Here is a 24,487-nt window from a genome sequence, read left to right on the forward strand (position 1 = left end):
TTATACCGCTGTGGAAAACGCGAGTGTGTTAGCACGCTCAAGTATCATCGCCAACTCATGAAGCGTTGTCGTCGCATCAACTTGGTCGGCAGGCAAGCTCAGCGATAAGCGACCTTTCAACTCGGAAAGCAGCGTTAGTTGCCCCATTGAGTCCAAGCCCAAGTCCAACAGGGTATCGTTAGCCTTTATCGCGGAACCGTTCAAATGAGCCGGTAGAATCCCCTGTATTGAAAGGCTTTTTATAGTCTGGCAAATAACATCAAACACAAGTGCTCCTTGCACGTATGCAATCCGTGCTGTTGTAAAAGATGATTAAGCGGAAACGCGGTCAGTATTGACGGCAGCAGAACTCAAACGGTTACTCAAATACAGTCGACTTAATGCCTGACGCTGGATTTTCCCACTTGTGGTTTTAGGGAATTCCGAGCGGCGGATCAGCAGCACTTCATCCACCTGGACGCCGGCTTGGCGTACAACGATCTGCGCCACTTCGCGACGCAACTCCGCGGGATCCCGAGTGCCAAGAGCATTACTCGCCATGACCACTACAACGCATTCCTTTGAACGCTGAATGTCGATGCAGGAAAAGGCAGCGACAGAACCGGCAGCTAAATTGAAGGCACTTTCCAGCGCCCATTCAATAATGTGCGGATTGACGTTGACGCCTGCACGCGTAATCAGGTCCTTGCTGCGCCCGGTAATGAACACTTCATCGTTCAGCAGAAAGCCCAGATCACCCGTGTCATACCAATCTTTTGCTTGGGGTCGCACCGGATCCATTTTCAAGTAACGGCGAATGATACTGTCGCCCCTGATCTGCAGCCGGCCAAGCTGGCCCTGCGTCAAACAAATCTGGTGTTCATCTACGACTCGAAATTCGGTTTCACCGACTGCCGTGCCATTTCCTAGATAAGGTGCAGAGCCGGGAGTGCCGGGCGCTTGCTCTTTGACCAGCATTGAGCTGTGCAGGCTCTGAGTGTCCAACCAGCGAACGCGCATACCTTGTCCAGGCGCGTTGAGTGAAACCGCAACCACTGCTTCCGCCATACCGTACGCCGGTTGCAGTACACCCACTTGCAGGCCATGAACTGCGAAGGCAATTTCAAACTGACGGAGGTGGTCATAAAACACTGGCTCGGCACCCACCCAGGCATAGCGCCAATGGGACAAGTCCAGTTCACCTTCGCGCACGCGGCCGGCGAGGCGGCTGAGCAAGGCAAATGCAGAAGTTGGCGCCGGTGACAAGGTACCCTTGAAGCGAGACAGTGCCTGCAGCCAAGCCATGGGCTGTCGAGAAAACCCGTGAGTCGGCATCAGCACCAGATCGATAGAACACCACCAGGCCAGCGTCAATGCGGAAAGCCCCATGTCGTGGTGAAGCGGTAACCAACTGACCATCCGGTCGGTCGTGTCGACGTTTACACGCTCGGCAATTGCCTGACAATTGGAACTGAGCATCGACTGACTGATGCACACCGCTTTAGGCATTCCGGTACTGCCAGATGTGAACTGTAAAATCGCCAAGTCTTCAGGGCGGCTCAAGGCTGGCTCATCGACGTAATCGGCTATCGCGCTCATCTGCTTGAGCAACTCGTCATCCGTCAGGGCGACGTCTGACCATGAGCCCGGCAACTTCGTCGCTATCGCCCCGCAGGTCATTATCAACGCAGGTTCAATCAACTCCAGCATGGCGGCCAACCCGCTGCCATCACGCATTGTCGTATGAGTTAAATCGTGCGGCAGAAGCGCGATTGCCAATCTTTCGGCCCACGCGGCGAGCACCACGGTCATTACCTCCATGCTCGAAGGCATGCAGATCGCTACGACCTGCCCCGGTTCAAGGGCACGTTGGCGGAGTACCTGACGCGCCTGATAAACCTTCGACTTGAGATCCGACTGCGTCAAGCAAACGGTAGAATCATGATCAAGAACCGTTGTGAGACGGTCCGGTGGGCACAACAGGAATTTTTCTATGAGGCACAGGCGGGCATGTGCAACTAATCCATTAGTCATCGCGTTCAGTCCTTGAAACATCCTGCAAAGACTAAATATTGTCCAACAATCTGTCAATATGGCTCTTTGATATTAATCAGCCAATAAAACGACGAAAGCGTAAAGCTTTTAGCTAATCAAAATCATCATATTGATTTATATAGATTTTTATTTTTTCCGGAATCTTCCGCGACATCAGTGGCGCAACCGGGAACATCAATGTGGCAAGGAGCACCGTTCTCGATCGGTACTGACTCCGACACAGGCCTCCATCCTTGGTTTTGCCGAGGGACACGGCTGGATAGAACGCAACGTGGCCTTACGCCCCACAGTTGTATCGAGTGTGAATCAAGATCTGTGTTGAAGGTGGCGTTGTCGCGGCTCCCTCGATCGCTCCTCGTATCCAGCGCACCGCTGCGGCCGTCTCGCCAACGAAATCATGAGAGATAACATAATCCATGACGCCGGACTCAAGCATCGCCCGCGTATGAACTGTAAGCTCATGGCCGACGAAAATAGGCCGATCCTCAGCCGCAACGGTATCTATCGCTTGAGCAACGCCCCGATTGGCACCGGCCACGTTGTAGATGGCTGCCGGGTAGTCGTGCTTGGAAAAATAACGCGTCAATTGTTCAGTCGTGGTCTGAGGGCGATCGTCGGACATCACTCGTTCGTCGACTTTCAGATACGGAAACTCGGAACGGAGCACCCTGCGAAACCCCATCTCCCGCTCTTGCTGACAGCGAAACGGCACACTGGTCACTAACAGAATTTTTGCCGGTTCCCTGGGTAACGCATTACCTATGAGTAGCCCGGCGACACTGCCCGCCGCATATTGATCGTTGCCTACATAAGCGCTTCGCCCGGAATTAGGCAGGTCGGTGGTCAGGCAAACGACTGGTATACCTAGGCTGCACAGTTTGCGGATCGCGCGATTGATCGCCGGATGCTCACGCGATACCACGATCACACCATCCGCCGAGGCGCCCTGTGCCTGAACCTGATCAGCAAAAGTGGCGGGATCGACCTGGTTAGTCGGTTCATAGTAGCCATGCACTACGACGCCTGGTGTCGAAGCGTTCACCAATGCCTCGGCGTCGGCCAACGTTGCATTGAAGGTTTCGCCCGAATCGCAAAAGAGCTTGATCTGTAACGTTGCCATGCCGTCAGCCAAGTCTTTCCTTAGCTTATCCAGCGCAGCCAGGACTTTCAGACGGGTGTTTTCCCGAACGCCGGGACGGTTGTTCAGCACACGATCGACGGTCGCAGGCCCGACCCTCGCCACCTTGGCGACCTGTTGAACGGTGGGGCCCTTCCATAAGCGCGCTGATGTTTGCGTGGTCATATGGCACGCCCTCTTTTGATGTTATTTACACCATATAAACATTCCCGATGGTCGGCTTCAAGAGCAATTAAAAAAGGTACTGCATTCTTAAATTTGAGGTTTTTCACATCATAAACCGCTTATGGTGCTCCTTGATGCTTGCTTTTTCGGCGCTAATAATCGAGGCATAACAAACACAACAAACCGCCAGGACAGCCCCATGAATAACTCGCCTCATCGGTTGGTTTCGACCGCCACGGCCAAGCCGCTCGTGGCCCGCCTTGCACCTCCCTTCTCAGTCAACGTGCTCGCCCGTTCGACGCTGCGTAGATGACTTTCGCCCATTGATAGGTAGTTGAATATGAGCATACGAATCGCCGTTATCGGCGCGGGAATTATGGGGGAGGATCACGCCTGCATCATTGCCCAGGACCTTCCGGGAGCCACTTTGCATGTGGTGTGTGATGCGTCGCCAGAGCGAGCGAAGCTCATAGCTGACCGTTATGGAGCCGCTGACGTTTCCACTGACCCACTGTTCTCGCTTTCAAGGTCCGATGTCGATGCAATCATCATCGCCAGCCCGGACGAAACCCATGCGGTCCTGACCATGGCAGCCATTGATGCAGGGAAGCCCGCACTGTGTGAAAAGCCATTGTCTCAAAGCCCGGACCAGTGCCTGGCGGTCATCGACAAAGAGGCCTCCCGGGGTCGCCAATTCGTGCAACTGGGCTTCATGCGCCGGTTTGACCCTTCGTACAGGGAAATGAAAAGTGCCTTGAGCGACGGCGTGATAGGTCGGGCTGTGATGATGCACAACTTCCACCGCAACGTAGAAGCCCCCGCCAACTTCAGCGGGCAAATGGCAATCAGTAACTCCGCGCCGCATGAGTTCGATGTGGCACGTCACGTGCTCGATACTGAATACGTTGCCATTTCGGCGTTCCAACCCACCCACACGTCTAAGGACGGCGTCGGCGCCCCGGTATTCATGGTGCTGGAAACCCGGGAAGGCCATCTGGTGAACATCGAAATCAACAACAACGCCCATTACGGGTACGACGTCCGTGGCGAGCTGGTGGGCGAGTTGGGTTCCGTGCAACTGGCCACCCCCGTACATGCTCGCTTCAACACCCGTCTTCAGGGTTTTGAAAGGTACGCGGCCGATTGGCGGCCGCGTTTCGCCGACGCCTACCGCCTGCAGAACAAAGCATTCGTGGAGTTCATCAACACAGGTAGGTTCCCTGTCCATGCCGCGAATGCCTGGGACGGCTATTGCGCAGCCATTGTCGCCCAAGCCGGCATCGAGGCACTCCATCAGCGTCGCCGGGTAGTGCTGCCGACGCTGGAAGCACCGCCCCTCTACCGATCGCGAGAAGGAGCTACGTCATGAAGCTGGGATTCGTCACCGATAGCCTAGGCAACCTGCCCCTGCGGGAGATGCTCAAGCAGGCTGAACGGCTGGGAGTGTCGGGCCTGGAGATCAACACCGGCGGATGGTCGACCGCGCCGCACTTTGACTTGGCGCAGATGCTCGCCAGCGCCGATGAACGCAAAGCCCTCAAACGCAGCTTCCAGGAGCACAGCCTGGAAATCATTTCCTTGAACGCCAACGGCAACCCTTTGCATCCCACGCAGCCTGCACAAGGCCAGTGTCTCAAGGACACGATACGCGTAGCCGGTGAGTTGGGAGTCAAGACCGTCTGCACCATGTCTGGCTTACCTGAAGGTCAGGCCGGCGACAAGATGCCGAACTGGGTGGTTGCCTCGTGGCCTCCCGAAACCCAGACAATGCTGCGCTATCAATGGGAAGAACGCCTGCTGCCCTTCTGGAGCGAGATAGCTGATCTGGCCAAGGAGAACGGCGTGGAGCGCATCGCTTTGGAATTGCACGGTAACCAGTGCGTCTACAACGTCCGCTCGCTGCTGAAGCTACGCAACGCAATCGGACCAGTGATTGGCGCCAACCTTGACCCCTCGCATCTGTTCTGGATGGGCGCTGACCCGCTGGTAGCCGCCGAAGCGCTGGGCGACGCCATTTACCATGTGCACGCCAAAGATACTTTGCTTAACGCGCCAGTCCAGGCCGTGGATTCACTCCTGGAAAATGGCTCGTTGATGGATATCTCATCCCGAAGCTGGTCCTACATCACGCTTGGATTCGGCCACGGTGAGCAATGGTGGCGGCAGTTCTGCTACCGCTTGAAGATGGCTGGCTACGATGGCTGGCTATCGATCGAGCATGAGGACGTTTTACTCAACAGCCTCGAGGGTTTGGAAAAGTCCGTAAGACTGCTACAGAGCGTCATGCCGGTAGCCACCAGCGATTTCAAACCCCAACCCATCTGAATCGCACCACGAGAAAAACCCATGTAATTGCATGTTGAAACGCTCACCGCAACGGCGAGTGAGCATCACCCATGAGTTTCAGTCAGGAATATCACAATGACAATTAATTCCTACGGAAATACGGCAGACACTTCAGCCACTTTTGTAAGTCCTGAAAAACACCAGGCACAGCGCTACCTGCAAAAAATCACTTGGATTGCCACGTTTGGCGGCCTGCTATTCGGCTTCGATACCGGCGTCATCAATGGCGCCTTGCTCTACATGAAAGATGACCTGGGCCTGACACCCTTTACGGAAGGTCTGGTGGCCAGCGCCCTATTGATCGGCGCAATGATGGGGGCGCTGTTCAGCGGTCGCCTATCGGACCTCAAGGGTCGCCGCCGTATCATTCTTTTCCTCGCCGTAGTGTTTTTTCTTGGCGCGTTGGCTTGTGCGCTGGCGCCCACCCTCAACGTCATGGTGGCCGCCCGCTTCACGCTGGGGTTAGCGGTGGGCGGCGCATCGGTCGTCGTGCCGGCGTATCTGGCGGAGATGGCCCCATCCAGCATCCGCGGTCGCATCATCACTCGCAACGAATTGATGATCGTCACTGGGCAATTCCTGGCCTTCACCACCAACGCCACACTGGGCAATTTGTTCAGCGATCTCGACGGTGTCTGGAGATGGATGCTTGCCTTGGCAACCCTGCCAGCAGTGGCACTCTGGTTAGGAATGCTCTACATGCCGGAAAGCCCACGCTGGCTAGCCACCAAAGGGCGCTTCAGAGAGGGCCTGGAGGTGCTGAAACTGGTACGGGAGGAGTACTACGCCAAGGCTGAAATGGAGGCCATCACCCAGCAGATCAGCAACGAGCGATTCATCAAAAAAGGCGGCTGGCGCGACCTGTCTCAAAAGGGCGCGCGACGAATTTTTTTGATTGGCATCGGTATCGCTGTTACGTCGCAGCTGACCGGAGTCAATTCAATCATGTACTTCGGCACCCAGATCCTCACAGAAGCAGGCCTGGAGCAACGTAGTGCACTGATCGCCAATGTCGTAAACGGCGTTATCTCGATTGGTGCAACGTTCGTGGGCATTGCTCTGCTGGACCGCGTGGGCCGTCGCCCAATGATGCTGCTCGGTTTCACTGGTACCACATTGTCTTTACTGTTGATTGGCCTGGTTTCGGTTTTTGTCGATCCCTCCGTCACCCGCGCCATGCTCATTCTCGGAGCCATGGCGATGTTCCTGGCCTCCATGCAAGGGCTGATCGGGCCTGCTTTTTGGGTTCTTTTGGCGGAAATCTTCCCAATGCGTATCCGCGGCGGATGCATGGGTATGGCGATCGCAGCGTTCTGGTTGACCAACGTGATGATCGGCATGTTCTTTCCATCTTTGGTTGCGACGATCGGGATCGGCCAAACCTTCTTTGTGTTCGTGGGAGCAGGACTTCTATCTCTGACTTTCGTCGCGGTATGGGTACCGGAGACACGAGGCAGCACCCTCGAAGAGATTGAACAGCGGCTGTATGGTTAGGCGAGGATGAAGTTTCCCCTTAACTGCCGTTCCTCCGCTTCCCTATTCCGTTCCGTGTTTTTTGGGAAGCGGTTCTCCTCTGCCGATGGCTGTGCCCGAGTTCAGGCTGCTTTTAGCGGGAAGTGGTTTTCGTTCGGAGTTCACCTACGTTGTCATGGTGGCAGATGCGTTATTCGAATTTGCGAGAGCGTCATAGGGACTGCAGGCCTTGCTCAGGCCGAGCTCTGCACATACGCCCCCGCTTGTTCGATTGTAAATGTGCAGGGTGCAACCAATTTTACAAGTAATCATCTGTACGATGGCCAATCCCAGGCCCGCGCCATTGGCATTGCCTCGGCTATAAAATCGCTCGAACAATCTGCCAAGCTCCCCTTCTTCTATTCCCGGCCCGGCGTCCTCCACCCTCAAGCGCGCCACGCCCCCCTCGTCCTGACGTACCACGACAGTCACCTCGCTGCCTGGGGAAGAAAAGTTGAGGGCATTGGTGACCAGGTTCTGCATGGCAATGGCTAACGCTACCGGCTCGGTCTCCACCCAACACGCTTCATCACACTCCAGCACCAACTCCACGCCCTTCTCCATGGCCAGTGGCGTGAGTTCGGCCAGTTCTTCGCGGACCAGCTCGGTGAGTTGCACGCGTTGATACAGGGGGTTGTTCAGTTGCGGTTCGATGCGGGCCATGGTGAGCAGTTGGCTGCCTATACGGGTGGCGCGGTCGACGCCATTGACCAGGAAATCCAATGCCTCACGCCGCTGTTCTTCGGTGACGGCGCTTTGCGCGTTCTGGGCGTGGATGCGCAGGATTGCCAAGGGTGTACGCAGTTCGTGGGCGGCGTCAGCGATGAAGCGCCGCTCGCGCTCCAATAGATCATCCACCTGATCCAACAGGCGGTTGAGCGCGGTTTGCATGGGCTCCAGATCGCTCGGCAGCGGCTTGAGGTGCAACGGCTGCAAAGAATCGGTGGTGCGCCCGCGGATAGAACGGGCCATGGCGCGCAGGGGGTTGAGGCCCCAGCCGATGACCAGCCAGATCAATAATGCCAGCAACGGCACACCGATCAGTGTGGGCCACAGCGTGTGGCGAACGATGCGCTGGATAAGATCCTGGCGAATGTCGTCGCGCTCGCCCACCCATATCAACAGGCCCTGTTGCGGGTCAGCCAGGAGGAAGGCGCACCAGTCGTTGCCGTTGTCTATCAGGTCGTGGGAGCCAAGGGTGACGGGCGGCGCATCGAGGATCGGTGCTTCGGCGGAGCGCACCAGCAGTTGGCCGTCGGTGCGCCAGACTTGAAAGGTCAGGCGGGTTTCGTAGGGATGGGCTACGCCGTCTGCGCCGACACGGCTCATGGCCTGGTCGAAGGCTTGGTAGAGACGGTCCCAGTCGGCCTCGCCGGGGGCGCGCTGGTGCAGCACGCCTTGCAGCAGACGGGCACTTTGAGCGAGTTGCGCATCGTAGACTTCTTCGATTTCGTGGTGGCTGTCGCGCAGGACCAGCCAGCTGATCAGGGCGTCGCCCAGCAGGATCAGCACCAGCACCGGGACGAGAATACGCGCGCGGACGGAAATCATGGTTTGAGCGCCAGTACGTAGCCGACACCACGCACGGTACGAATCAGTTCGGTGGAAATTTTTTTGCGCAAGTTATGGATCAGCACTTCGAGGGTATTGCTCTCGACGCGGTCCTGCCAGCCGTACAACGCCCGCGATAGCCGCTCGCGTGTCACCACTTTGCCGGGGCGCACCATCAACTGGTGCAGCAATTGGTATTCCATCGGTGTGACGATGATCTCCTCGTCCTGATAGCGAACCTGCTGGGTGGCTGGGTCGAGGCTGACGCCAGCATGCTCCAACAGCGGTTGTGCGCGGCCCTGGCTGCGGCGCAGTAACGCACGCACGCGGGCCTTGAGTTCTTCCACGTCGAACGGTTTGACCAGGTAATCGTCAGCGCCCGCATCCAGCCCGGCGATACGCTCGGCGGTGCCGTCGCGTGCGGTGAGGATAAGCACTGGCAGGTCGTGTTGCTCGGCACGCAATTGCTGCAACAGATCAAGGCCATCCAGGCGTGGCAGGCCGAGGTCGAGCAGCAGCAGGTCGAAGCTTTCGCTGCGCAGGGCATGCAATGCGCCCAGGCCATCCTGCAGCCAGTCAAGGGTGTAGCCTTCGGCGCCCAATGCCACGCGAATCCCCTGGCCGAGGGCACGATCATCTTCGACAAGGAGTAGGCGCATCGCAAAATCTCTCTAGGAATCGGCGGCATCATGCCGGGTTCTATCCGGGGCTATTCCGGCAAAGATGTTACAGCTCATTACCAACTAAGGTTGCGTTAAGGTTGATTTTGCACTGTGCAATCTCCCACAAACGCTGAGAGCTTTTCCATGCGCAAAATTCTCCTGCTGTCCCTGATTATCGCCAGCCCTCTGGCCCTCGCCGGCCCGCAATGTACCACCGCCGAACGCTCGCAATGGCAAGACGAAAAAGCCTTCCAGGACAAGCTCAAGGCCGAAGGCTACGAAATCAGCAAGTTCAAGGTCACCGACGGCAATTGCTATGAGATCTACGGTTTCGACAAGGACAAGCGCAAAGTCGAGATCTACCACGACCCGGTGACCGGCAAGGCCGTGAAGACTGAGATAAAAGGCTGATGCAAGGCGAATCCCTGCGCCTTTGGGACCCGCTGGTGAGGCTGTTTCACCTGTCTATCGCCGGGGTCTTTGTTGCCAATTACTTCTTCAATGAAGCGGGCGACGACTGGCATGTCTGGCTGGGCTACTACGCCATGGCCTGGCTGCTGGTACGAGCGGTGTGGGGGTTCGTCGGGCCGCGCAGTGCGCGCTGGTCAGACTTCTGGCCGACACCGAAGCGGCTTGCGGCCCACCTGCGCTCGCTGCTCAGGGGGCGCCCGCAACATCGCCTGGGTCATTCGCCGATCGGCGCCCTGGTGATGGTGATGATGCTGTCGGCGCTGTTGACCCTCGGTATCAGCGGCTTCCTGATGCAGGAAGTCGATGCTTTATGGGGCGCCGATTGGCCCCTGAAAGTCCACGAAACCGCGGCCAATGTGTTGCTGGGACTGGTGTGCATCCATGTGCTGGCAGCGGTGTTCGAAAGTTTCCAGCTGCGGGACAACCTGCCGTTATCCATGCTCACCGGTCGCAGGAAGCGCCTGCCGGATGAGCGTGCACCGTAATCTTTTTCCTGATTGGTTTGCCTATGCGCCGCCTGCAACCCTGCACAGCTTGGCAAAATGATCACCTTCAATGTCTTTCGCTTCAGAAGCGATAATGCCCCCCTTTCACTCTCGTCGCAGGAGCGTATGGGGAGCAACGCCAAAGGCCTTGCGAAAAGCGTGGCTGAAATGAGAGAAGTCGGAGAAACCGAAATCCAGCGCCGCCTGAGAAATACTGCGGACTTGACCGCGCTCAATAGCCTCGCGGCTGGCGAGCAAGCGTGCCTTCCAGATTTCTGCGACCGGCGATTTCTGATGACGGGCGAAAGCGCGCGTCACCGTGCGCGTGGAGACATGGTGGGCTTGCGCGATGCGTTCGAGCGACAGGTCCGCCTCGGTCAAATACTGGTGGATGTACTTCATGATCCGGCCATGCAGATCCAACTCGTCATGAGTCTGCTTTAGATCCTGGAGTTCCAGGCTGACCACCAGAAGGTCGAGCAACGTGCTGGAGTAACGACTGGAGACTGCTGTGTTATGGAAGACTGAAGGCATACTCGCGGCTTGACGTAACATCTCGCGTAACGGAATCACCCCGGGGCGACGGTCATCCAGAACCACAGCGGTGCAGTCTGCTATGGAAGGCAGGCGCTGACTGAGCAGTTGTCGCGGAATGCGGACAAGGTGGTTATCAGTACCACCGAAGCTGAATCTGAACGGCTGGGATGCGTCATAAAGAAACAGATCGTCCGCCGCCAGTTTCGTCCGTCGGTCAGCCTGCTCCAGTTCGCCATAACCGCTCCGGGTAAAGCCCAACCACAAGTCGTCATTGGGATCACTGCGCAGGTGCTGGGCGGAACGCTCCCAATAGTGCAAGGGTGCGGACAACGTGCAGATGTCCAATGCGCCCATGCCATGCACCTCCAGCGCCCCGTCAAAATCGCTCTGCGCCAGTCGTTTGCTGTCTGCGTCCAGGCAGTGGTGACAAACCACCTCTTTCCAGTAATCGAACCGGAGGGGGGCCGTAACGGCAAGCGTTGAATACTGACAGGTCTGGCTCATTGCATTCACCTCGCGGCGGCGTTTCAACAAAAGAAGCGGGGTAACGTTTTTGCCAGCCAAGCAATTAGCAGGCCATTTCCATCGCCTCATCCCCGCTGTCAGACACCTTGGAAGATAGCTGCTTGCGCGTTACCCAGGCCGATCCTTCCAACACTCCCCATGCCACTTCTCGGGGCGCCTCGCCCCCTTGCTTCACAAGCCCCGCACCATTGCTGCGCGCTGATATACCGGTCTTTTTTACCTGTCCTTTTTAACCAAACGGTTGTCCATTCGAGCCAAGCACGTTGCATCCCCCCTGGATAATTTCTACTCCACGCCATGTCCCTACAAGCACGAATGATGAGGTGTCTCATGCATCCACGAGAACAGCAGCGACTGTCCGATTCATCCTGGTTTTTACAGCGATGGGACATGGCACCCGAAGAGTTTGCCACTTACCTGGTGCAGCTCGGGACCTTGGTGCTGCAACGCCGATGGCGTGGTACCCACCGCAAAACACCAACATCCACTGGGATGTAGAACAGCGAACCGTCCGTTTGAGACGGAAATAAAGGAGCCACCCATGGAATCTGCAATCGATAAACATCTCAAATGTCCCCGGACTTTGTCCCGTCGTGTTCACGACGATTACCAGCCACCCTTCCCGATGTTTGTGGGGCGAGCCGACGAAAACATGAAGCAAGTGGTGATGGCTTACCTCGGGGTGCAATTTCGTGACGAGCAACGCGCCGCCGCCCTGCAAGCCATGCGCTACATCGACGCAAGCTTTGCCCTCGCCGATGGCCCAGGGAATCACGACCTGACCTACCACCTCGACAATCAGGGTTATGGAAACTTCATCGCCGTGGGCTACTGGCGTGATCCCGCCGCCTATCAGCGATGGCTACTTTCAGCGCCTGTGGCCGATTGGTGGGGCGACGATGCGCGCCTGAACGAGGGGTTGGGGTATTTCCGCGAAGTCATCGCACCACGTGCCGAACAGTTCGAGACGCTGTATGCATTCCAGGAAGATTTGCCAGGTGTCGGTGCGATCATGGACGGCATCAGCGGCGAGATCGAGGAGCACGGCTACTGGGGCTCGGCGCGCGACCGCTTTGCTATCTCACAGACCGACTGGATGCAGCCGACCAGCGAACTGCAAGTCATTTCAGGCGACCCCGCCAAGGGCGGCAGGGTCGTGGTACGCGGCCACGACAACCTGACGCTGATCCGTTCCGGACAAGACTGGGTCGAAGCCGGCGACGAAGAGCGCGCGCTCTATTTCAACGAGATGCTGCCGCCCCTGCAAGACGGCATGAACTTCCTTCGTGACGAGGGGCAGGCGCTGGGCTGCTACAGCAACCGCTTCGTACGCAATGTCGACCTGGATGGCAATCTTCTCGACATCGCCTATGACATCGGTCACTGGCGATCCCTCGACAAACTGGAACGCTGGGCAGAATCCCACCCCACTCATTTACGTATTTTCACCACGTTCTTCCGAGTGATCGGAGGCCTTTCGAAGCTGCGGCTGTATCACGAGGTCTCGGTAGCGGACGGTAGCCAGCAACTGTTCGAGTACATCAACTGCCACCCGCAGACCGGGATGATGCGCGACGCGCAAGTGTCGCCCACCTGACTCCATCGCTGACTCCACTTTTAGCCCTGCGCATTGCCTGACTGGCGATTGCGGGGCTCTTTTTGCCCGAAAAAAGGATCGTCGATCATGAAACAGTTCCGCTACCTGTCGCTTGCCGCCCTCCTCCCCAGCCTTTCCTCCCAAGCGCTCGAGGTGGATCCTGGCGATTACGAGCCGCTCCCCGTGGGAGCGACCATCGGCGTGGTCTACTACCAGCACGCCACCACGGACAGTGCCTATGCCCAGGGTCACAAGACCAGTTCCGATTTCAACCTGACATCCGATATCGGCATTCTGCGTCTGCTGCACGTCTACCAGTTGAGCGAGCGACTGACCATCGAGCCTCAATTCCTATTGCCCTTCGGTCATGTCTCAGGCGGTGGTGACGCGTCTGGTCTAGGCGACGCCAGCGGCATCGGCGACCTCATTCTCACTGCGCCGCTCAAGTACCGTCTCAACGACGCCAACGACACCCTCGGTGCGACCGCCTACTTGTACGTGCCGACTGGCGACTATGACAAAGACGACGCGCTCAACATTGGCGAGAACCGTTGGAAGGTTGATCTCCAGGCCGCTTACGTCAAGCACTTCACGGAGAAGTGGGCCATCGACCTCGTCGGTGACGCTATCTGGTACGCAGACAACAACGACTTCGGCGCCAGCTCCGCCCGCCGGGAGCAGGACGTTTCCTACGGCGCTCAGTTAATGGGGCGCTACATGCCCAACGAGACCACTGCGCTGGCTATCGGCTTCGGCCACAGTTGGGGCGGGGAAAACCAGATCGATGGTGTCAACCAGGACGACAGGATGGAAACCACCAACTTCCGCGTCACGGCCAGAAAGTTTTTCACCGCCAAGGACCAACTCCAAGTGCAACTTGGACGCGACCTGGCGGTGGAGAACGGCCCCAAAGAAGACTTTCGCATGAACCTGCGCTACGTCAGGGTCTTTTAGACCCGCCCGTCTCTACCACCCGTTGTCCTTATCAACCAAGCGTGTGCCCAACGACGCGACAGTTGGCTAATGAGATGCCTCTCACCCGAAACGGAGTAACCAGACAATGACCGACCAGCAACCCACCACGGAGCAACAACCCTCCCTCTATACCCGTCTTGGCGGCTATGACGCGATCTATCAGTTCGCAGGCGCAGTGTTGAGAAAGACAATGGGACACCCGGCCATCGGGCACATCTGGGCCCATATGTCGGAATCGACGTTCCAAAAGGAACACATCAATTTTGTCGATTTCCTTTCCGAGCACTGGGGTGGAAGCGCCAAATACAGGGGTAGAGACATGGTCACCGCGCATCGTGGGATGGGGCTGACCGAGGTGCACTGGCAAGCCGTGCTCGATTGTCTCGAGGCGTGCTACGACGACTACGCTCTGGCCCCGGATCTGCGCAAAGAGGTCAATGACTTCCTCATCAAGTTCAAACCGGCGGTGATCGGGAGCCCCTCCTATCGGGATGTCGTACTCGCGCACCCGGAAATGGACCCTGCCAAAGGCATGAGAAGCGTTGGGGTTGTCTGGCCAAAACCCGGGAAGTCATCTTGGAAACAGACCACGCCTGAATCCGAAGACTGATACCCCGGCATAAGCCTGAGCCACAGCAATGGAGGGCTACCGTGGAGGGGCAAGCGAGTCCCGCTCAACCAAGCGACTGTCCTCCTCAGCCAAGCGCTGCTCAATCTGTGGAGATAGCTTGATACCAGCCCCGGCCACGGCTCGCCAATCGCGCGCACCGTGCCTGGGCATCCCCGAGATGACGTTTGAACAGACATTGCCAGCCCCTGCGGGTTGGCACAGGACACAGGACACCCCATGGCCATCATCCGCCCGACTCTCGAACAAGTGCAGGATCTCGCCAGCCGCCTGCACATACAGCTGACACCCGAGCAAGCCAGCGAATACCTGGCGCTCATGCAATCCAGTTTCGACGCCTACGACCTCGTCGATGAGTTGCCTGATTTCATCCCTTCAGTGCGCTACGAGCGCAGTTCCGGTTATCGCCCTTCAAGCGCGGAAAACCCGCTGAACGCCTGGTACTACAGAACTGAGGTGATGGGCGCCAGTTCGGGCAAGCTCGCCGGCAAGACGGTCGCGCTCAAAGACAATATCTCTCTGGCCGGTGTCCCGATGATGAACGGCGCCGCACCACTGGAGGGTTTCGTACCGTCGTTTGATGCCACTGTGGTGACGCGTCTGCTCGACGCGGGAGCAACCATCCTAGGCAAAGCCACCTGCGAACACTATTGCCTCTCCGGTGGTAGCCATACCTCGGACCCCGCGCCTGTGCACAACCCTTTTCGCCATGGTTTCACAACGGGCGGTTCGTCTTCGGGCAGCGCGGCGCTTGTGGCGACGGGGGCGGTCGACCTGGCTATCGGTGGCGACCAAGGCGGTTCCATCCGCATTCCTGCCGCATGGTGCGGCATTTATGGAATGAAACCTACCTGGGGTCTAGTGCCTTACACCGGGGTCATGGCGATCGAGTCCACCTTCGACCATGTCGGTCCCATGACGAGCAACGTACGCGATAACGCGCTCATGCTCGAAGTGATGGCCGGCGCCGACGGGCTCGACCCTCGCCAAGCCGCCCCCAAGGTCGATGCCTATTGCGATTATCTGGAACGAGGCGTGGCCGGACTCCGGATCGGAATCCTCCAGGAAGGCTTCCAACTCGCCAACCAGGATCCACGTATCGCAGAAAAGGTCCGCAGCGCTATCGCCCGGCTAGAAGCTTTGGGCGCGCGGGTCGAGGAGGTATCGGTTCCCGAACACAACCTGGCGGGATCGTTGTGGAGCCCTATCGGCTGTGAAGGCCTGACCATGCAAATGATGCACGGCAATGGAGCGGGTTTTAACTGGAAGGGGCTTTACGACGTGGGCCTGCTGGACAAACAGGTCGGTTGGCGCGACCAGGCAAACGCATTGTCACCGTCCCTCAAGCTTTGCATGTTCGTCGGCCAGTTCGGCCTGGAGCGCTACAACGGTCGCTACTACGCCAAGGCCCAGAACATAGCGCGCTTTGCCCGAGCGGCCTATGACAAGGCACTGGACACCTATGACCTGCTCGTCATGCCGACGGTGCCAATCACCGCCCAGCCGCTCCCGGAACCGGGCTCTTCAATCACCGAGACCGTCACGCGCGCGTTGGAGATGCTTGGCAATACGGCCGCTCAAGACATTACGGGACACCCCGCCATGTCGATCCCTTGTGGCCTGGTGGACGGACTGCCCGTGGGGCTGATGTTAGTCGCAAAACATTATGCCGAAGGCACCCTCTATCAGGCTGCAGCCGCATTCGAGGCTTCTGTTGATTGGCGGACGTTGTGAACCTGCGCATCGCATTGGCGAGCAAACACCGGCAAGTAGCACTGAAAGTGAGTATCAACTTCAGAGGAGCCAAGACATGAGCCATACCCACGAACATCATCACGATCACGCTCATGACCACACCGAGCCACCCGAGGCCATCGCCTTGCGTGTCAAGGCACTCGAATCCCTGTTGATCGAAAAGGGCTTGGTCGACCCAGCCGCCATGGATGCTCTGGTGGACACTTACCAGCACAAGGTCGGCCCGCGCAACGGCGCCCAAGTGGTCGCCAAGGCCTGGTTCGATCCCGATTACAAGCATCGGCTGCTGGAAGATGCCACCGCGGCCATTGCCGAACTGGGTTTTTCCGGCGTGCAGGGCGAAGACATGGTGGTGGTGGAGAATACCGCGACCGTGCACAACGTGACGGTCTGCACGCTGTGCTCCTGCTACCCCTGGCCGACCTTGGGCCTGCCACCCGTCTGGTACAAATCCGCGCCCTATCGGTCACGGATCGTCATCGATCCGCGCAGCGTGCTGGCCGAATTCGGCTTGACTATTCCCGATGACAAGGAAGTCCGCGTCTGGGACAGCAGTGCCGAGTTGCGCTACCTGGTACTGCCGGAACGTCCGGCCGGTACTGACGGCTGGAGCGAGGAACGACTGGTCGAGCTGGTGACGCGTGACGCCATGATCGGCACTGGCCTGCCGAAGACGCCGGGCGACGAAGCCTGAACCTGAAAAGGAGAAAACCATGAACGGTGTACACGACTTAGGCGGTATGCACGGTTTCGGCCCGGTGCTCACCGAAGAAAATGAACCCATCTTCCATCACGACTGGGAGCGCAGGGTCTTTCCGCTGTTCGCCTCGCTCTTCGTCGGCGGACACTTCAATGTCGACGAATTCCGCCATTCCATTGAACGCATGGAACCGGCTGAATACTTGCAGTCCAGTTACTACGAGCATTGGCTGCATGCCTTCGAGAACCTGCTGCTGGAAAAAGGCGTGATCAGCACTGACGAACTGCTGGGTACGGCCAAACCAACCCCACCGACACAGCCCGTCACGGTTTTAACGCCGGACATCGTCGAGGCCGTAGTGCTCGGCGGCGCCTCTTCCCGGGCAAAGGAACCCGTCTCTGGCCGCTTTCGGGTCGGTGACCGGGTGCGGACGAAGAACCTCAACCCGACCACCCACACCCGACTGCCCCGCTACGCGCGCGGCAAGGTCGGGACCATCGAGATTGCACACGGCGCGTTTGCCACCCCGGACACGATGGCCCACGGTCTAGGCGAACAGCCCCAACAGGTCTATGCCGTTCGCTTCAGTGCGACAGAACTGTGGGGAGTGGCGCGACCGGACAGTGTTTGCATTGATCTGTGGGACAACTATCTGGAGGCCGTATGAGCGCCAGCATGCATCACATCCCCCCAATAGCCGGCCTGTCTCTCGACGATGAAGGCCCGGTATTCGACAAACCTTGGCAGGCCCAGGCTTTTTCCCTGCTGGTACACCTGCACCAGATCGGTCTGTTCCCCTGGGAGGACTGGGTGCAGGTATTCAGCGACGAGATCAAGGCTACCCCGGCGCAACCCGGAGAAAGCGTCAACGACACTTACTACCGGCAGTGGCTCACAGCGTTGGAAAGAATGGTCACCACTCTCGGTTTAACGGAGGTGAAAGACATCAGCCGGCGCACCGAGGAATGGCAGCAAGCTTACTTGAATACCCCCCATGGACAACCGGTGACGCTGCTCAATGCGAGTTGCCCACCGGCCCATGGAAACGGCCACGAACACCTGCCGCGGCACGAGCCGGTGGCGATCAGCCGGGCCACTCGCTGAGGCCGGAGTCGTCCTGTTTTTTACTTTCGAGGCCGCGTAGCGGCCAAGGGGAAATCGTCATGCATATCGAACCTAACCTGGTGGAAGCTGGAAAACTCTGGCTGAGCTACGTCACTGCCGCAGGTGCCGGCGCGTACACCCTCAAACTCGCTGCCCAAGCCATGGGCGAGCGTGGTGTCTTCTCGCTGCTGGCTCGCACTGTCACTGCCACGGCCCTGGTATTCAGCTTCTTCGAGCTACTACCGCATCATCCCGTCGGCGTCTCCGAGGTCCATCTCATCCTCGGGTCAACCCTGTTTCTGCTGCTCGGCGCCGCACCTGCGGCAGTGGGTCTGGCCCTGGGGCTGCTGATCCAGGGGCTGTTCTTCGCGCCATTCGACCTGCCGCAATACGGCATGAACGTCACCACCCTCCTGGTACCGCTGTTCGCAGTTACCGCCATGGCGAAACGCGTCATCGCGCCAAACACGCCGTATGTGGAACTGAGCTACAGACAAGCGCTGGGGCTGTCGACCGCCTTCCAGGGGGGCATTGTGGCCTGGGTTGCCTTCTGGGCCTTCTACGGGCGAGGCTTCACAGCAGAAAACGCCCTGTCAATTCTGACCTTCGGCAGTGCCTACATGACCGTCGTCATCCTCGAACCGCTGTTGGATCTGGCCGTGCTGGCCTGTGCCAAGGCAACACATCGCCTGCGTGGTAGCACGCTGGTCGAGCGTCGTCTGTACCAGGCCGCCTGAGTCGACAGAGTCCAGTCCAGGCCAGACTGTCCCCGGGCATTCGAAGACCGTAATGCTCGGGGGCATCAAGAGCGAGAACCGCCCCGAAACCTCGTGAGCGAACCAGAGGTGTTTGATGTTTTTCAGAAATAGCACCCGCAAGGATTTGAAGCGGCTCGGCGACCGGCTGGAACAGCCCGACGGCGAGGGAGTATCGATAGCGGCGAAGGATCCGTCACTGCGACGGGTACTGGCGGGCATCGAACGCCTGCTCGCCGATCGCACGGCGCTCCAGGCCAGCGTGGTCGACCTTAACGCTGAACTGCAATGCCTCAAGCTTCAGCTGGGTGAATATGAAACGCGGCTGCATGATCAAGAACAACTTTGGCAATTGGCGGCAAGCGGGTCGGGTGATCTGCTCTGGAAATTGCAGCTCGATGGCAGCCTGCAGCCCGCACGCGATGCAGTACTGCAATGGTTCGGCAACCTGCCCACCCAAGCGGATCTCCCCGTCTATCTAGGCTCCTGGAACGATTGCCTTCACCCTGACGACCGCCAGGCCAACCTGAATGCCCTGGCTCATCACCTTGCCGATCGCAGCGGGCAGGCTCCCTACCAGGTGGAGGTGCGCCTCGCGAGCCACTCGGGAGAATACCGCTGGGTCCGGATCTGCGGCGAAACGCTCCGTGACGAACGGGGGCTGCCACAGATCAGCGTCGGTCTGCTGCGCGACATCCACACACAGCGCTTGCGGGACGAAGAATTCGCAATGCTCTCGGCCCGCTTCGATATTTCCCGCGAATGCATCCAGGACGCGCTCTGGGATATCAATATCGTCGCAGGCGATCCAGCCAATCCCCATAACGTCATCTGGTTCTCGTCACAGATGCGTCGCCTGCTCGGCTATGAAACCATCGAAGAGTTTCCCAATGTGTTCGAAAGCTGGCTGTCCCGCCTGCATCCCGAAGACAGCCAGCATGCCGTGCAAGCGTTTGTCGACCATGTCGCCGACCGCTCCGGCCAAACACCCTTCGATGTGACCTACCGCCTCAAGCACCGCAACGACGAGTACCGTTGGTTCAGAGGCAGAGGTCAGACCCAGCGAAGCAGCGACGGCACGCCCTTACGTACAGTGGGGGCGATCACAGACGTGCACTCCCATCGCGAGGAAAGCCAGTTGCGCCAGACTCAGGAACGCCAGCATCAAGCGATGCAGGAAAACCTCGCCAAGCTGACACAGATAGTCGCCGCCATCCAAAGCATCGCCAAACAGACCAATCTGCTGGCCTTGAACGCAGCCATAGAAGCGGCCAGAGCCGGTGAAGCCGGAAGGGGTTTCGCAGTGGTCGCCGACGAGGTCCGCAAGCTGGCCACCCGCACCAGCCAGGCCACCCAGCAGGCGGCCGACATGATCGAGAGGTACTGAGTTCAAGCTGGGCATCCATTCTCATGAAATTGAAAGTGTGGCCTGCGCGTGAATGCCCGGGCCACACCGCAATTCAAACCAATTCAGCTAAAGAGGCCGGATTGAAGCCCTTCAGATCCGCGTAATCGCCTCTTTCCACCTTGGCGACCCAATCCTTGTCACTGAGCAACACACGCCCTACTGCGATCAGATCGAACTCTCCGCGCTCCATACGCTCGATGAGCCGATCCAGACTCGCAGGGACTGATCCCTTGCCGGCGAAGGCGTTAGTGACATCATTCTCCAGCCCAACCGAACCGACGCTGATGGTTGTGGCGCCAGTGACTTTCTTCGCCCAGCCCGCGCAGTTCAACCCGTTCTCACCGTCAATTTCGGGAAACTCAGGTTCCCAGAAGCGGCGCTGCGAGCAGTGCAGGACGTCGACACCGGCCTCGACCAGTGGCAACAACCAGTCCTCCATCACTGCCGGCGTTTCAGCAACGCGCACCCCGTAGTCCTGTTGCTTCCACTGGCTGACGCGCATGATGATCGGGAATTGCGGGCCAACAGCCTGACGAACGGCAGAGACGACCTCACTGGCAAAACGCGAGCGTTCCTTGATTGTCGGGCCGCCGTAGCGGTCGGTGCGCAGATTGCTACCAGACCAGAAAAACTGATCGATCAAATAACCATGGGCTCCATGGATCTCAACGGTATCGAAACCCAGTCGCTTGGCATCCGCTGCGGCCTTTGCGAACGCGGCTACCGTGTCGGCAATGTCCTCTTCACTCATCGCCACGCCACGCAGGTCACCTGGCGAAACCAGGCCCGACGGGCTTTCAACGGGAGCATCCGGCTCCCAGTCGTTGATGTAGCGCGTGGAGCCGGTGTGCCAGATCTGCGGCGCCATGCGCCCGCCAGCCGTGTGGACAGCATCGATCACGTTCTTCCATCCAGCCAGCGCCGCTTCGCCGTGAAAAAAGGGAATACCGGCATCATTGCGCGATGCCGGGCGATCAATCACGGTACCTTCCGACAAAATCAGGCCCACACCTCCCTCCGCCCGCCGCCGGTAATAGGCAGTGCTTGCTTCACCCGGGATACCTTCGGGTGAGAACAGACGCGTCATCGGCGCCATGACAATCCGGTTTTTCAGTTCAAGCGACCGGATGGAAAAAGGACGGAATAAGATGCTGGTATCGAGGATCGACATCGGATGGACTCCATTTGTTTTCGGAGGCCATAAAGTATATTTTGTAAACCTGATGTCAATTAGGCACTTAAAATCGCCTAGGTATACGTGAGGACACTTCGATGCTGGAATTAAAGCCCCAATGTTTTTCGTCGGAGTGCCCAAGCCGGGCGTTGTTCGACCAGATCGCGGATAAGTGGTCAATGATGGTTCTGGCGGTGCTCGATGACGGGCCGCATCGCTTTAACGCCATCAAGCGTCGCCTGGAGGGCGTCACCCAGAAGGCACTTACCCAGTGCCTGCGGCGGCTGGAACGCAATGGTCTCGTCTCGCGCCAGATCATTTCGTTCTCGCCCGTGGCAGTGCAGTATGAGATCACCCCGTTGGGTCGAACATTGCAGCAGCCATTTCGCGAATTGCATAAATGGACGCTCGACAAGCTGCCCGAGGTTGAAGCGGCCCGGTCAAAGTTTGACGAGGCCGCGGAGTTCAAGCTGGCGGAGTGATTCGGTTAGCCCCCAAGCTACAAGGGATGCACACCGTTTCTGAACCATTTGTCCAAAATGGGCCGTTTATAGCTTATGACTCCCCAACCCCAAATACCGCTGCGGTGCCACCTTGCGCAGTCGCGCCGCCAGAAACACACCCGCCAGCAAGGCTGCGGGAATGATCGCGCAGAGGCCGTATGACAAGGCCTTGCTGGCGCCGGTCAGCACATCGAAATGCACCACCGCGATGACCAGGACCGCCAGCAGGGCCACGCAAGAAAAGCCAGGGAAAATCCGCCCCCGCCAGATCCCCAGCTTGAGTTCGGGGTGGCGCCGGGCAAAGACCCATACCGCTGCGGACGTGAGCGCCATCAGCAGAATCACGCACAGCGTCGCCAGGTTAGACAGCCAGGCGAACAGTTGCAGGATCGGATCGGCATCCATGGCGGCGAAAATCAGTACCACCACGGCGGAGATCAGGCTCTGTAATGCCGAGCCCATGTGCGGGCTCTGGTGCACGCGATGGGTGGTGCCCAACCGGCTGGGCAGCAAACCATCACGCCCGATGGCGTAGAAGTAGCGAGCCGCGGCGTTGTGGAACGCCAGCAGCCCGGCATAGATGCTGACCATGAACAGCACGCGGATAACCTGGGTCAGGTGCGGGCCGACAAAGTGGTCGGACATGCCATAGATAAACGTCGTGGGGTCCTGCAAGGCCTGAAGCGTGGAGACGATCTTGTCCGCGCCCACGCCAATCACCATCGACCAGACCGACAGCGCGTAGAACCCGCCGATCAGCAACACCGAACAGTAGGTGGCAATCGGGATCGTACGTTGCGGGTTCTTGGCTTCTTCACCGTAGATAGTGGTGGCCTCGAAGCCGATGAACGCCGCGAAGCAGAACAGCAAGCCGATGGATGGCGTGCCGCTGAACACGTGGTTGCGATCGAACGCATCGAGATTGATCCCGCTGTCGCCACCGGTCCTGAGAATGGCGAAATCCAGGAGCAGGATCGCCAGGTATTCGGCGATCACAATGACCGACAGCACCCGGGCGGACAGATCGATCTTGCGGTAGCCGAGAATCGCAACGCTAGCCATCGCCATCAACGAGTACGACCACCAGGGCAATACCAGGCCGAAGACGCTTTCCATCGTGCCGCTGACCACGCCGCCGAACATCCCATACAGTCCGACTTGCAGGATGTTGTAGGCAAACATCGCCAGCACCCCCGCCGCGCCGCCGGCCAAGCCACCCAGGCCGCGAGAGGTGAAGGCATAGAAACCGCCGGCGTTGGTCACGTGCCGGGACATGGTGGTGTAGCCCACCGAAAATGCCAGTAACACCAGCAAGGCCAGGATCAGCAAGGCCGGTGTGCCAGCGCCGTTGCCCAGCATGATGCCGATGGGGAAGCCGCCAGCGATGACGCTCAAGGGGCTCGCCGCCGAAACCACGAAGAAGATGATGAAGCCGACACCCAGGGCCCCACGCTTGAGCTCCGTGGAGCTATTGACCGGGAGAGGTACACTCATGTTTTCTTGACCTTATTGTATGAGGCAGTCGCTGTAGGATCGGCGCAGTCAATCGCTCGCCGTCACCGGATAGCGTTATTGTTCGTGTCGCACGCTGGATTCGATCCTATGCCTGCCGCCGAACGCCCCATTAGCCCAAATCGGTAAGCGGCGCGTTCCCCTCAAAAAAGCCAGTCGTCCAGCTGCTCTCGCCTTACTGCAAGGCGATACGCGCCGTCAGTTCCGACGCCGCGCCGGTGACCAGGTCGCACAAGTAGCTCTGCTGGAACGCATGGAACCGCTCGCTACGCCCCACCAGGGTCATGCTCCCGAGCACTCGGCGTTTTTCGTCGAAGATCGGCGCCGCAACGCCACTGCGCCCCGGATACAGCTCGCTTTCACTGATGCAGTAGCCCTGCTTGCGGATGGCGAGCAACCCCTTGGTGAACGGTTTCCACTCCATTCCATGATGCAGCACTTCGGTGGGCTTGGCGTGGACGTCGTAGATGCGGCGGATCTGGCGCGGCAGCAGATAGGCCAATACGACCCGAGCGGTCGCACTGTGGAAAAGATCGATCGGCCGCCCCCGGTCGCCACCCACGGGGCCGGCGTCGGAACCCCGCTGGATCAGCACGTTGACCACTGAGTCGCCATGCCATTCGCTGACCAGTGCGTCCAGGCCCGTGTCGGCCACCAGTTTGTCCACCAGGCCCCGGCTGCAGGCCAGCAATGGATCGTAGTGGGCCATCTGATGCTCCAGCGTGACGATGCGGGGGCCGAGCGCGTAGCCGCGAGGCAATCGCTTCAAGAACCCCGCGTCGCCGAGTTCGCGCAGATAACGATAGGCAGTGGCGGGCGTGTAGCCGAGCTCCTGACAAATCACCTCCACATCGATGACCGGCTGTTCAGGGCGAAACAAGTCGAAGACCTTGAGCAGGCGGCGAAGGCTGTTCATCTTTTCTACATCCTTGTGCAGGCAAGCCTGTCCG

The 24,487-nt window shown here is 58.6% G+C and carries 23 protein-coding genes and 2 pseudogenes; 16 read left to right on the forward strand and 9 right to left on the reverse strand.

Going from position 1 to position 24,487, the window contains the following annotated elements:
• The 3 genes from BLP82_RS01240 to BLP82_RS01250 all read right to left on the reverse strand — a co-directional run bounded on the left by BLP82_RS01240 (nt 1) and on the right by BLP82_RS01250 (nt 3,337).
• Nucleotides 1-267: an acyl carrier protein gene (locus tag BLP82_RS01240; RefSeq protein WP_170842252.1), complete on the reverse strand. Its 267-nt coding sequence runs from the start codon at nt 265-267 to the stop codon at nt 1-3.
• Nucleotides 268-312: 45 nt separating this feature from the next.
• Complete coding sequence (locus BLP82_RS01245) at nt 313-2,013, reverse strand: AMP-binding protein (protein WP_170842253.1); 1,701 nt, start codon at nt 2,011-2,013, stop codon at nt 313-315.
• A 298-nt stretch (nt 2,014-2,311) separates the two neighbouring features.
• Entirely contained in the window at nt 2,312-3,337 is a 1,026-nt protein-coding gene (locus BLP82_RS01250; protein ID WP_092164636.1) for a LacI family DNA-binding transcriptional regulator, read from the reverse strand.
• Nucleotides 3,338-3,677: 340 nt separating this feature from the next.
• On the opposite strand from BLP82_RS01250, the gene BLP82_RS01255 reads away from it, so the two are divergent.
• The 3 genes from BLP82_RS01255 (at nt 3,678) to BLP82_RS01265 (ending at nt 7,177) form a co-directional block, all read left to right on the forward strand.
• Nucleotides 3,678-4,706: a Gfo/Idh/MocA family oxidoreductase gene (locus BLP82_RS01255; protein WP_092164638.1), complete on the forward strand. Its 1,029-nt coding sequence runs from the start codon at nt 3,678-3,680 to the stop codon at nt 4,704-4,706.
• Entirely contained in the window at nt 4,703-5,662 is a 960-nt protein-coding gene (locus BLP82_RS01260; RefSeq protein WP_092164640.1) for a sugar phosphate isomerase/epimerase family protein, read from the forward strand. Before BLP82_RS01255 ends, BLP82_RS01260 begins: the two co-directional genes overlap by 4 nt.
• Nucleotides 5,663-5,758: 96 nt before the next feature.
• Entirely contained in the window at nt 5,759-7,177 is a 1,419-nt protein-coding gene (locus BLP82_RS01265) for a sugar porter family MFS transporter (RefSeq protein WP_060742453.1), read from the forward strand.
• Nucleotides 7,178-7,321: 144 nt separating this feature from the next.
• On the opposite strand, the gene BLP82_RS01270 is transcribed toward BLP82_RS01265, so the two are convergent.
• Together BLP82_RS01270 and BLP82_RS01275 are read right to left on the reverse strand one after the other, a co-directional pair.
• Entirely contained in the window at nt 7,322-8,746 is a 1,425-nt protein-coding gene (locus BLP82_RS01270) for a sensor histidine kinase (protein ID WP_092164642.1), read from the reverse strand.
• Entirely contained in the window at nt 8,743-9,405 is a 663-nt protein-coding gene (locus tag BLP82_RS01275) for a response regulator (RefSeq protein WP_092164644.1), read from the reverse strand. The genes BLP82_RS01270 and BLP82_RS01275 overlap by 4 nt, the downstream gene beginning before the upstream one ends.
• 147 nt (nt 9,406-9,552) lie before the next feature.
• Here BLP82_RS01275 and BLP82_RS01280 point away from each other — a divergent pair, with 147 nt between their 5' ends.
• Complete coding sequence (locus tag BLP82_RS01280) at nt 9,553-9,819, forward strand: PepSY domain-containing protein (RefSeq protein WP_065926014.1); 267 nt, start codon at nt 9,553-9,555, stop codon at nt 9,817-9,819.
• Nucleotides 9,819-10,364 (forward strand): cytochrome b/b6 domain-containing protein, encoded by a 546-nt coding sequence (locus tag BLP82_RS01285; RefSeq protein ID WP_092164646.1) that lies wholly within the window; start codon nt 9,819-9,821, stop codon nt 10,362-10,364. The genes BLP82_RS01280 and BLP82_RS01285 overlap by 1 nt, the downstream gene beginning before the upstream one ends.
• 105 nt (nt 10,365-10,469) lie before the next feature.
• On the opposite strand, the gene BLP82_RS01290 is transcribed toward BLP82_RS01285, so the two are convergent.
• On the reverse strand, nt 10,470-11,405 hold the full coding sequence (locus BLP82_RS01290) for an AraC-like ligand-binding domain-containing protein (protein WP_092164648.1): 936 nt from the start codon (nt 11,403-11,405) through the stop codon (nt 10,470-10,472).
• A 562-nt stretch (nt 11,406-11,967) separates the two neighbouring features.
• On the opposite strand from BLP82_RS01290, the gene BLP82_RS01295 reads away from it, so the two are divergent.
• The 10 genes and pseudogenes from BLP82_RS01295 to BLP82_RS31875 form a co-directional block, all read left to right on the forward strand.
• Nucleotides 11,968-13,023, forward strand: a complete 1,056-nt coding sequence (locus BLP82_RS01295; RefSeq protein ID WP_092164650.1) for an aliphatic aldoxime dehydratase — start codon at nt 11,968-11,970, stop codon at nt 13,021-13,023.
• A gap of 87 nt (nt 13,024-13,110) precedes the next feature.
• Nucleotides 13,111-13,977, forward strand: coding sequence for a transporter (locus BLP82_RS01300; RefSeq protein WP_092164652.1), 867 nt, complete (start codon nt 13,111-13,113; stop codon nt 13,975-13,977).
• Between the two features lie 106 nt (nt 13,978-14,083).
• Nucleotides 14,084-14,608, forward strand: coding sequence for a group I truncated hemoglobin (locus BLP82_RS01305; protein WP_092164654.1), 525 nt, complete (start codon nt 14,084-14,086; stop codon nt 14,606-14,608).
• A 237-nt stretch (nt 14,609-14,845) separates the two neighbouring features.
• On the forward strand, nt 14,846-16,360 hold the full coding sequence (locus BLP82_RS01310; protein ID WP_092164656.1) for an amidase: 1,515 nt from the start codon (nt 14,846-14,848) through the stop codon (nt 16,358-16,360).
• Nucleotides 16,361-16,436: 76 nt separating this feature from the next.
• Nucleotides 16,437-17,075, forward strand: a complete 639-nt coding sequence (gene nthA / locus BLP82_RS01315; protein WP_092164658.1) for a nitrile hydratase subunit alpha — start codon at nt 16,437-16,439, stop codon at nt 17,073-17,075.
• Nucleotides 17,076-17,094: 19 nt separating this feature from the next.
• The gene (nthB, locus tag BLP82_RS01320; protein WP_092164660.1) at nt 17,095-17,748 is read left to right on the forward strand and encodes a nitrile hydratase subunit beta; all 654 of its coding nucleotides are present in this window, start codon (nt 17,095-17,097) and stop codon (nt 17,746-17,748) included.
• A complete protein-coding gene (locus BLP82_RS01325; RefSeq protein WP_092164662.1) occupies nt 17,745-18,185 on the forward strand; it encodes a nitrile hydratase accessory protein in 441 nt (146 codons plus the stop codon). Before nthB ends, BLP82_RS01325 begins: the two co-directional genes overlap by 4 nt.
• A 59-nt stretch (nt 18,186-18,244) precedes the next feature.
• The gene (locus BLP82_RS01330; RefSeq protein WP_092164664.1) at nt 18,245-18,922 is read left to right on the forward strand and encodes an energy-coupling factor ABC transporter permease; all 678 of its coding nucleotides are present in this window, start codon (nt 18,245-18,247) and stop codon (nt 18,920-18,922) included.
• 115 nt (nt 18,923-19,037) lie between these two features.
• Nucleotides 19,038-20,030, forward strand: a pseudogene (locus BLP82_RS01335) (PAS domain-containing protein); the annotation flags it as partial.
• A gap of 42 nt (nt 20,031-20,072) precedes the next feature.
• A pseudogene (locus BLP82_RS31875) lies at nt 20,073-20,321 on the forward strand (methyl-accepting chemotaxis protein); the annotation flags it as partial.
• A gap of 79 nt (nt 20,322-20,400) precedes the next feature.
• On the opposite strand, the gene BLP82_RS01340 reads toward BLP82_RS31875, so the two are convergent.
• Complete coding sequence (locus tag BLP82_RS01340) at nt 20,401-21,519, reverse strand: NADH:flavin oxidoreductase (RefSeq protein ID WP_092164667.1); 1,119 nt, start codon at nt 21,517-21,519, stop codon at nt 20,401-20,403.
• A 101-nt stretch (nt 21,520-21,620) separates the two neighbouring features.
• Here BLP82_RS01340 and BLP82_RS01345 point away from each other — a divergent pair, with 101 nt between their 5' ends.
• Complete coding sequence (locus BLP82_RS01345) at nt 21,621-22,004, forward strand: winged helix-turn-helix transcriptional regulator (RefSeq protein WP_092164668.1); 384 nt, start codon at nt 21,621-21,623, stop codon at nt 22,002-22,004.
• Nucleotides 22,005-22,070: 66 nt separating this feature from the next.
• Here BLP82_RS01345 and BLP82_RS01350 read toward each other — a convergent pair whose 3' ends face one another.
• Complete coding sequence (locus BLP82_RS01350) at nt 22,071-23,519, reverse strand: APC family permease (RefSeq protein WP_092164669.1); 1,449 nt, start codon at nt 23,517-23,519, stop codon at nt 22,071-22,073.
• A gap of 193 nt (nt 23,520-23,712) precedes the next feature.
• Nucleotides 23,713-24,453, reverse strand: a complete 741-nt coding sequence (locus BLP82_RS01355; RefSeq protein WP_092164670.1) for an IclR family transcriptional regulator — start codon at nt 24,451-24,453, stop codon at nt 23,713-23,715.
• Nucleotides 24,454-24,487: the final 34 nt, after the last annotated feature.

The sequence above is a fragment of the Pseudomonas sp. NFACC37-1 genome (genome assembly GCF_900101575.1).
Taxonomy (GTDB): Bacteria; Pseudomonadota; Gammaproteobacteria; order Pseudomonadales; family Pseudomonadaceae; genus Aquipseudomonas; species Aquipseudomonas fluorescens_AA.